We start from the raw sequence: 7,485 nt of genomic DNA, 5'->3' as shown, positions 1-7,485 counted from the left end.
GATGCTGTCGCCCGTCGAGTTCGAACGGCAGCAGGCTTTGATGGCTCAAGGCGTCTAGAAAACTAGGGGCTACTCAGGGTATGAGTCTTCTTCGAATCCGGCATCAGAGATCCTGAAGCTATGGCAGCGCTTTACTTTACAGGCACATCGCTGACCGGCAAGTGTCTGACGCTCGCACCGATGACCTCACGTAGGGCGGCAGGTTTAAACATCCAGCCGCATGATTGGGCAGGATATTTCTTATTTGAGGCGTCAACAAACGGTGATCGAGTGATCGCCCGTGTCGAGGATGACGAGGCAGCCTTCGACCTAGCAGCCCTCTTAGGCATTGGGTGACAGGCCGGGATAGCCGAACCGGCTCCGCTGTGATTTGGCTGGCTGCGGGCGCGGTGACAACCGCATATCCGAAGGCTAGCGTTGTCTAACGATGTCTAGCGTATACGACTAGACTTCCCTATCCATCGATAGACATCCCGCTTCGGACTTGACCCATGGACCCTTACCGCAACCCTTTCGCGCCTGGCGCAGGCAGCCGCCCCCCTGAGCTCGCCGGACGTGACACAATTCTGGAAGCCGCTCGCATCTCATGTGGCCGCGCGATCAATCGAAAAAACGCCCGGTCGATCATGTTGCTGGGCCTTCGCGGAACAGGTAAAACGGTTCTACTGAATGAGATAGGCCGCAATGCCGAACAGGATGGGCTGTTAATCTCTCGAGTTGAGTCACCTGAAGGTGAAAGCCTCGCCCGCCTTATCTTTCCTGAGATGAGGAAGGTGTTGCGATCGCTATCGGGGGTAGAGGCAGCGAAGCAGATTGCTGGTCGCGGCCTCCGTGGGCTTCGCAGTTTTGCGTCTATTTTTAAAATTGAGATAGGCGGCGTCGAATTTAATGTGGAACCCGAACCCGGCTTGGCAGACACCGGTGATTTGCAATACGACTTACCAGACCTTTTTGTACTCATCGGCAAAGCCGCCCAAGCAGCGGGCCGTGGGTGGGTCCTCCTCATTGATGAGGTTCAGTACCTTTCAGAAACTGACTTATCCGCATTAATTGTCGCATTGCATCGCATATCGCAAGAAGGGCTGCCCGTTCTACTCGTGGGCGCTGGGCTGCCTCAAATCGCGCGTCTGGCTGGTGAGGCCAAATCATACGCCGAACGCCTCTTTCAGTATCCACCGGTAGGCGCTCTCGACGAGAGCGCGGCATCACAAGCCATCGAAAAGCCTATAATCGAAGAGGATGCGCAAATTGACCCCAGGGCACTCTCTCTAATCGTACAAAAAACAAAGGGTTATCCTTTTTTCCTGCAAGAGTGGGCTTCTGTGGTCTGGAATAATTCAGATGGTCCTGAAATTACAGAAGAAGACGCCGAGCGATCATACGGTGAGACGCTCGCACTACTCGACGATGGCTTTTTCAAAGTCCGGATTGATCGCCTTACCAAGGCAGAGGTGCAATTCGTAAAAGCGATGGCGGCTCTTGGAGATGGCCCTTATGCAATGTCAGATATTGCTCATACGATGAATAGAACCCAAAAGTCACTTGGTCCTGCTCGTTCAAGCATTATCACCAAAGGCATGATATATAGCACGGACCACGGGTATCTTGATTTTACCGTTCCTCTGTTTGCCGAGTTCATGCGTCGTCAGGGCTAACCATCTGCACTGTCACTCACGGGGGCGACGGCTCATCTTTTGGTGTCGCGCAGGCGAGAAAATCAGTGTCACTGGCATTCTGCCGACCGATTAGAACGACACCTCCAGCACGATCACAACCGGCTTGCCATGCAGCTGCCCCACCAGCGTCACGTTCCCAAGCGGTGCGTCGGGGCTGTTCATTGCCATGATCGCTGTGACAGGCATGTGCGCGGTAAACAGCGGCTTGAACGTCTGAGACCGGGGCGCCGTCACGATCGTTGTGCCCGCCTTATCATCAACCCAAGCGCCGTATCCCCATGCCGAGCCGACCAGCCGCATCGACTTCCCCGCTGGCTGCGGGACAACTCGATCGTCGTCGTATCGACGACCATCACATGCCGTCGGCGTCAAGCGCGCGTCGGACAGCTTGCCATAATATTCTGCGCTGAGGCTGAAGCACTGCCCGCCACTCAATTGCAATTGAACCGAAAGGTATCCTGGCGACTTGGCACCTGTCAGCCGCTCACCGGCTGACAGGTCGAGTGAATAGGCCCCGACGATTTGAAGGCGCTGCTTGTCAGCATTCGGATAACCCGGATCCGTCTTAAACAGCTTGGCCACCTCGGCTATCGGGATGCAGGTCAAGCGCGGCGCCGATGCATCGACCACCGGTGCTACGCATGGGCGCGCCGCTGCATTCGGTCCGGCGCTGTAGCCGACGGGTGGCGTGAACTCTTGTGCCATGGCTGGCGCGGCGATCAGCCCCGCTGCAATGCCTCCCAAGCACCGCACAATGACCTTGTCTTGCAGCATCGACATTCTCCCTCACATGAGCCTAGCGCATGGATGTCGGCCGTCCAGTCCGTCATGCTCCTTAGGCCCATCGGGACGTCCGCACCTCATCGAACCCCTTGACCTATGTTCTCATTTTGTTCCAGCTAGGCCGGGTCACGAATCGCTGGAATATAAGCATGATGCAGCACGACCCCCGCCTGCGCGAAGCCGCGCGGGCCATCTATCAGGCTTGCTATCCCTCGGACGAATGGGCGCAGTTCGCGTTCGACGAGGCGGAGCGATACGGGACCGTGCATTACCGTCAGGCCGTGGATGGTGCGCTGGCGGCCCGTGCCTGCCTGGCTGCCGCTGGCGAGCAGCTCGCGCTTCCCGTCACGTGACATCCCAGCCTGCGATGCGCCTGCATGACGTGCCTTTCGACCTCGTCCCGCGCGAGTTGCCGTTCTTCCTGTGCCGAACCCCGGCGGGCTTTCCGTCGCCTGCGCAGGACGACATGGAAGAACCGATCGATCTGGGGGCTTGGCTCGTCGAGCATCCGGCCGCCAGCTATATCATGCGGGTCGAGGGCGGATCTATGGCGGGCGCCGGGATCACCGATGGCGACCTGATCGTGGTCAACCGCGCCAAGCGGGCCCGCGCCGGTTCCATCGTCGTCGCGCTGGTCCATGGCGACCGCACGCTGAAGCGACTTAAGCAGATGGACGGCCGCTATTGGCTGGTCCCGGAGGCTGATGGCTTCTCACACATTCTTGTCGACGAATATGTCGAGATCTGGGGCGTCGTGGTGGGCGTGGCGCGCAAGGTCGCATGACCTCCCCAATCGCCCTGATCGACTGCAACAACTACTATGTCAGCTGTGAGCGCGCCTTCGACGCCAGCTTGGTGGGCGTGCCGGTCATCGTGCTGTCGAACAACGATGGCTGTGCGATCGCACGCTCTGCCGAGGCGAAGGCGTTGGGCATCAAGATGGGTGATCCGGCCCATCACCTGCGTGACCTGATCCGACGCCACGGCATTCAGGTCCGCTCGTCCAATTACACGCTCTATGGTGACATGCAGCGCCGTGTCCTGGCCGCCTGCCAAGCGTTCGTGCGGGACTTCGAGATATACTCGATTGACGAGATATTTCTCGATCTGGCCGGGTTCGATGACCGCGACCTTGTGGACCATGCCCATCGCCTTCGCGCTCAGGTCCTGCGCTGGACGACGATACCCACCTGTGTCGGCATCGCCGATACCAAGACGCTGGCCAAGCTGGCGAACGCCGCCGCGAAGAAGCAGCCGCGCTTCGGTGGCGTCGCTGACCTGCGTGATGAACGCCTCCGCCAGGACGTCATGCGGGCTTTCCCCGTCAGTGACGTGTGGGGTGTCGGTAAGGCCACGGCGCTAAAGCTGGCAGCGCTGGGCGTGACCACCGCCGCCGGTCTTCGGGACATGCCCATGAAGCAGGCTAGAGGCGTCGGGACGGTAGTGCTTGAGCGACTGGTCGCTGAGCTGCGCGGCATTCCTGCTGACGCCGTTGAAGCGGTCGAGCCGCAGCGGAAGGGCATGGCCGTGACACGGTCCTTCGGGACGCCTGTGACTGACTTCGACGGCCTGATGGGCGCGCTATCCCAATATGCGCTGCGGGCCGGGGAGAAGCTGCGCAATCATGGCCTCGTCGCGGGGCGGCTGACGGCGTTCTTCCATACCAACAAGCATAAGCCCGACCGCCCTCAATATGCCGGGTCCCGAGCCGTGACGCTGCATCCGATGACAAGTGATAGCCTGGAATTGATCGCCGCCGCTCGACGGTGCGCGGAACGAGCTTGGCGGGATGGATACGCCTATACGAAGGCCGGGATATTGCTTGACGATCTGATGGCTTCGGCTGATCGCCCCCGGACGCTATTCGAGGCAGATACCGAGAAGCGCGATCGCCTCATGGCCGCGCTGGACGAGGTGAACGAGCGCTTTGGGACATTCACGGCCGTCACGGCCGGACAGGGCTTCAAGCGCCAGTGGCGGCTTCGGTCGGAGATGCGATCACCTGCATGGACGACGCGGATTGATGAGGTGCCGACGGTTCGGGCGTAACTGGAATTCACACGTAATGCACTAAACCAATCCTACCGCAAATGGGGCACTGTGGCTCAAGATAATTAAGGATGGGTCCAGCACTTTTCATTTCATTCCAGCTTGTGAACGTCGCCGACCTACCTTTAAATCCAGCAAGAGTGTACTGCTCCCACATTGAACTGAAAGGAGCGTCGTTTTCAGAACATTTAAGTTCGCCCTTATGGCCACACTCGCACTGGATAGGGGTGCTGGTCCTGGTAGTCATGACATACTTTCGACAGAAAAAAGGCCGCCAGCGTCAGAGCCAGCGGCCAATAAGTCAGTTTTTCGGCCCGTTCTTGCCGGTCTTATAAGTCTCAACAACGGTATTCGCGGGGCGGCGGTTCGCCTCTTTCACCGTGATGATCTGCCCTGTTCGGGCGTCACGTCCGCGCTTGAACTCACCCATTCAAGCAGCCTTCAGCGCGACAGGGAAAGGACCCCGACGAGGTGGCTCCTCCGGAAACCAGCGGCCATGCATGGTTTCGGAAACGCGGCCTTGGTTCACACCGCAAAGCGCGGCTGCTTGATGCTGGAAAAGCCCCATCTCGATGATGAGGAAACGAATGTGCGCCGCCATTTCCGGCGTCACAGGTGGGGAAGAAAAACGTCGCATTTGTTGTCGCTCCAAGGCGACAGAACCGAGTTGACACGACGCTCCGATAGGCTCTAAAGGGAGCCTCGCTAGCGAAATTCTACCGCGGTTCTGTCGCGGTTACCAAACCAACCCCGGGGTGCTCCAACACCTCGGGGTTATTTGCGTTTGAAGCGATTCTTGTTCCGAAGCAAGAAGAATCTGATTTGCGGGCCACTGAGCCGGTTTTCCGGCACAGATGAGTCGCCGGGGGTATTTGCCCTCGAATACGCCCCTGAGTGCCCTCTACGGGTAAAATCGGCGCATATTTGGGATCTATCCACAGCGCAGGTTGGGCTTATTCACAGGTATGGTTAACCGTTCCGGTTGCGTCCCACGGATGTTCCATTGCCGAGATGCCGTGCAAAGTTCAGGCTGATGCAGTTCTCAATTGAGCGATTCAGTCGATGGGTTAAGTGTGATTCGCCCGATCGGCTTATTGGCCAACAGCTTGGGGCTAGCGTCCCCTGGTAGGATACACTGGCCCGCGTACCTTCATGCGGTCGGCAGGATACGGGCGCTGGAGCATCACCGCTTCTGCTGCCGGTGCGCGCAGCCACGTCGTCACGTCCCCCGGGTGCAAGACGGTGATCATCGCCTTCGGGTGAACGGGCTCGACTAGTTCGTTGGCGTCGCAGGTAACCATCGCGAACGACCGGCCCTCAGCCGTCTGCTGCCAGAACCCCGCGACAGCAAAAGTCAGCTGATCGGTCACGCTGAACCACATCTCACCTTTGAGCGGCGGCTTCCCGTCCCCCAGGTCGTGGCGGTCGGGGGTGAACTCACAAAACTCCGTGAGCGGGATGATGCAGCGGTTTGCAGGATCAGCAGCTAGGCGTCGCCACTGCGGCAGTGCCAGGTTGCGCACGTTCGTCATGGGGTACGGAGCTTTCCCACCCAACACGTCCCAGGACATGACGTCCCAAGCTCTTTCGCCATCCTGCTCCCTGATCACATAGCTGCGCGCCTTGGGACGCAATTCCTGCGGGTGAAAGCGATTGTCGCGCGGTCGTTCGTCGAACAGCTTGGCGGCCGACTGAAATATCGTCTGCGGCTCGCCACCAAATCGGGCCCGGTTACACATTCGCCTATATCGCCGCCAAGCTATTGTCAGCGTGATAGAACGTGTCAGGCGAGCCCAGTTTCCCCTGAGTTAGGATGACGCGCCTAGACCCCGTATCGCTTATTCCCCCCGCTGGTGATGCAATAGCGCCCGCCACGTGGACCAACGCAGACGTTGCCGCCGTTGCACGGGCATGCCCCCTCGGTGGTGCCTCGGGTCGGATAGAAGTTCAGCCCCCGGCTTCGTTTCACCCGCTTCGTAGAGTGGGATGACCGGTAGCGCTTGGCATCAGCTTGATCGGCCCCGATGCCAGAGACGACGAGCGCAAAGCATGAAAGAGCGGCAAGGATTTTCATTCGTTCCTCCCACGACCGTGAGGCTGACGGTGAAGGGGCCGGGGTGAATCAGCACCCCGACCCCGCCCAATTATTTCGCGGGCTGCGGCGCAACCGGCACGGTCGCGTTGACCGCAAGCGGAGGCGGCGCGGTGGCAGAGATCGAAAGCGGCACGTCCTCGTCGACGAAGCTCTTCACGATCGACCCGGCCGGGACCTTGGCACTGGTGCCGGTCATCAGGAAGCCCGCCACCGGAACCAGGGCGATCGCCCCCACAACGCCAGCCGTCCCCGTCACGCCCTTGTCGTCGAAGGCACCCGACATGCGGATCTGGCGACCGTTGACCGTCACGAACAGGACGCGGCCCGCAAGGTGCCCCGACTTGCCCCACATGCCCTTGTTACGTACGTCGGTGATCTCACCCATTGCGGGGCTGCCAGCCGGAATGACCGTGACGCCGTTCACGACGACCGGCTCGGCCGTTTCAAGGTGAAAGCGCTGCCCGACGCGGAGCTGCTTGCCCTTGGTAGTCAACTCTTCAGAAAGGCGAAGAGGAACCTCAGTCCCGACACGCAGGACAGCGGCGTTAGTGGTGGAAGCAGCGATCGGCGTCGGTTCAGCGACTTGCGCATGCGCAGCAACAGAAGCGAGCGCAACGGCGCCCGCCAGGCAATACTTCAACATTAGGTATCCCCCCGTTTCTGATTCGCGGCTCGCGAAGCATTACGGGGATTAGGATTTAGGACCGCCGCTTAGTCAACTGTCCAATGCCACCACAATGACCGCAATGGCACGCCTGACATAACCGGCAATTGCGATGATCACCGGCAAGCCCATGATCAGCGCAAGGGCACAGATCTGAACCCAGTCCAGAACGCTGCGCCACCTGCTGACCGGCGGATTACTTAATCGGCTTGGCACCA

10 protein-coding genes are annotated in these 7,485 nt (G+C 59.6%); 5 read left to right on the top strand and 5 right to left on the bottom strand.

All coding sequences use genetic code 11. From position 1 onward, the window contains the following. Positions 1 to 120: 120 nt before the first annotated feature. Positions 121 to 336, top strand: a complete 216-nt coding sequence (locus tag LRP66_RS16075) for a hypothetical protein (RefSeq protein WP_230483610.1) — start codon at positions 121 to 123, stop codon at positions 334 to 336. 155 nt (positions 337 to 491) lie between these two features. After that, positions 492 to 1,655: an ATP-binding protein gene (locus LRP66_RS16070; RefSeq protein WP_230483609.1), complete on the top strand. Its 1,164-nt coding sequence runs from the start codon at positions 492 to 494 to the stop codon at positions 1,653 to 1,655. A 90-nt stretch (positions 1,656 to 1,745) separates the two neighbouring features. Here the strand turns inward: LRP66_RS16070 and LRP66_RS16065 are convergent, their stop codons facing one another. Further along, the gene (locus tag LRP66_RS16065) at positions 1,746 to 2,450 is read right to left on the bottom strand and encodes a hypothetical protein (protein WP_230483608.1); all 705 of its coding nucleotides are present in this window, start codon (positions 2,448 to 2,450) and stop codon (positions 1,746 to 1,748) included. Positions 2,451 to 2,608: 158 nt separating this feature from the next. Here LRP66_RS16065 and LRP66_RS16060 point away from each other — a divergent pair, with 158 nt between their 5' ends. The 3 genes from LRP66_RS16060 to LRP66_RS16050 are packed head-to-tail and all read left to right on the top strand — an operon-like array spanning position 2,609 to position 4,508. Continuing rightward, positions 2,609 to 2,812 (top strand): hypothetical protein, encoded by a 204-nt coding sequence (locus LRP66_RS16060; RefSeq protein ID WP_443026708.1) that lies wholly within the window; start codon positions 2,609 to 2,611, stop codon positions 2,810 to 2,812. 14 nt (positions 2,813 to 2,826) lie between these two features. Next, positions 2,827 to 3,243 carry a LexA family protein gene (locus LRP66_RS16055; protein ID WP_230483607.1) on the top strand — a complete coding sequence of 139 codons (417 nt, stop codon included), beginning with the start codon at positions 2,827 to 2,829 and terminating at the stop codon, positions 3,241 to 3,243. Further along, complete coding sequence (locus LRP66_RS16050) at positions 3,240 to 4,508, top strand: Y-family DNA polymerase (RefSeq protein WP_230483606.1); 1,269 nt, start codon at positions 3,240 to 3,242, stop codon at positions 4,506 to 4,508. Before LRP66_RS16055 ends, LRP66_RS16050 begins: the two co-directional genes overlap by 4 nt. A 301-nt stretch (positions 4,509 to 4,809) precedes the next feature. Here the strand turns inward: LRP66_RS16050 and LRP66_RS18285 are convergent, their stop codons facing one another. From LRP66_RS18285 to LRP66_RS16035, 4 genes are all read right to left on the bottom strand, one after another. Beyond that, complete coding sequence (locus tag LRP66_RS18285; protein ID WP_268992467.1) at positions 4,810 to 4,938, bottom strand: hypothetical protein; 129 nt, start codon at positions 4,936 to 4,938, stop codon at positions 4,810 to 4,812. Then, entirely contained in the window at positions 4,939 to 5,145 is a 207-nt protein-coding gene (locus LRP66_RS16045; RefSeq protein WP_230483605.1) for a helix-turn-helix domain-containing protein, read from the bottom strand. A 475-nt stretch (positions 5,146 to 5,620) separates the two neighbouring features. Continuing rightward, the gene (locus LRP66_RS16040; RefSeq protein WP_230483604.1) at positions 5,621 to 6,247 is read right to left on the bottom strand and encodes an SOS response-associated peptidase family protein; all 627 of its coding nucleotides are present in this window, start codon (positions 6,245 to 6,247) and stop codon (positions 5,621 to 5,623) included. A 405-nt stretch (positions 6,248 to 6,652) separates the two neighbouring features. Beyond that, on the bottom strand, positions 6,653 to 7,246 hold the full coding sequence (locus tag LRP66_RS16035) for a hypothetical protein (RefSeq protein WP_230483603.1): 594 nt from the start codon (positions 7,244 to 7,246) through the stop codon (positions 6,653 to 6,655). Between the last annotated feature and the right edge of the window lie 239 nt (positions 7,247 to 7,485).

The organism is Sphingomonas sp. Leaf21, from assembly GCF_916858675.1.
Taxonomy (GTDB): Bacteria; Pseudomonadota; Alphaproteobacteria; order Sphingomonadales; family Sphingomonadaceae; genus Sphingomonas.
The sequence above is the reverse complement of the archived record's forward strand: the minus strand, read 5'-3'. Positions and strand labels throughout refer to the sequence as shown.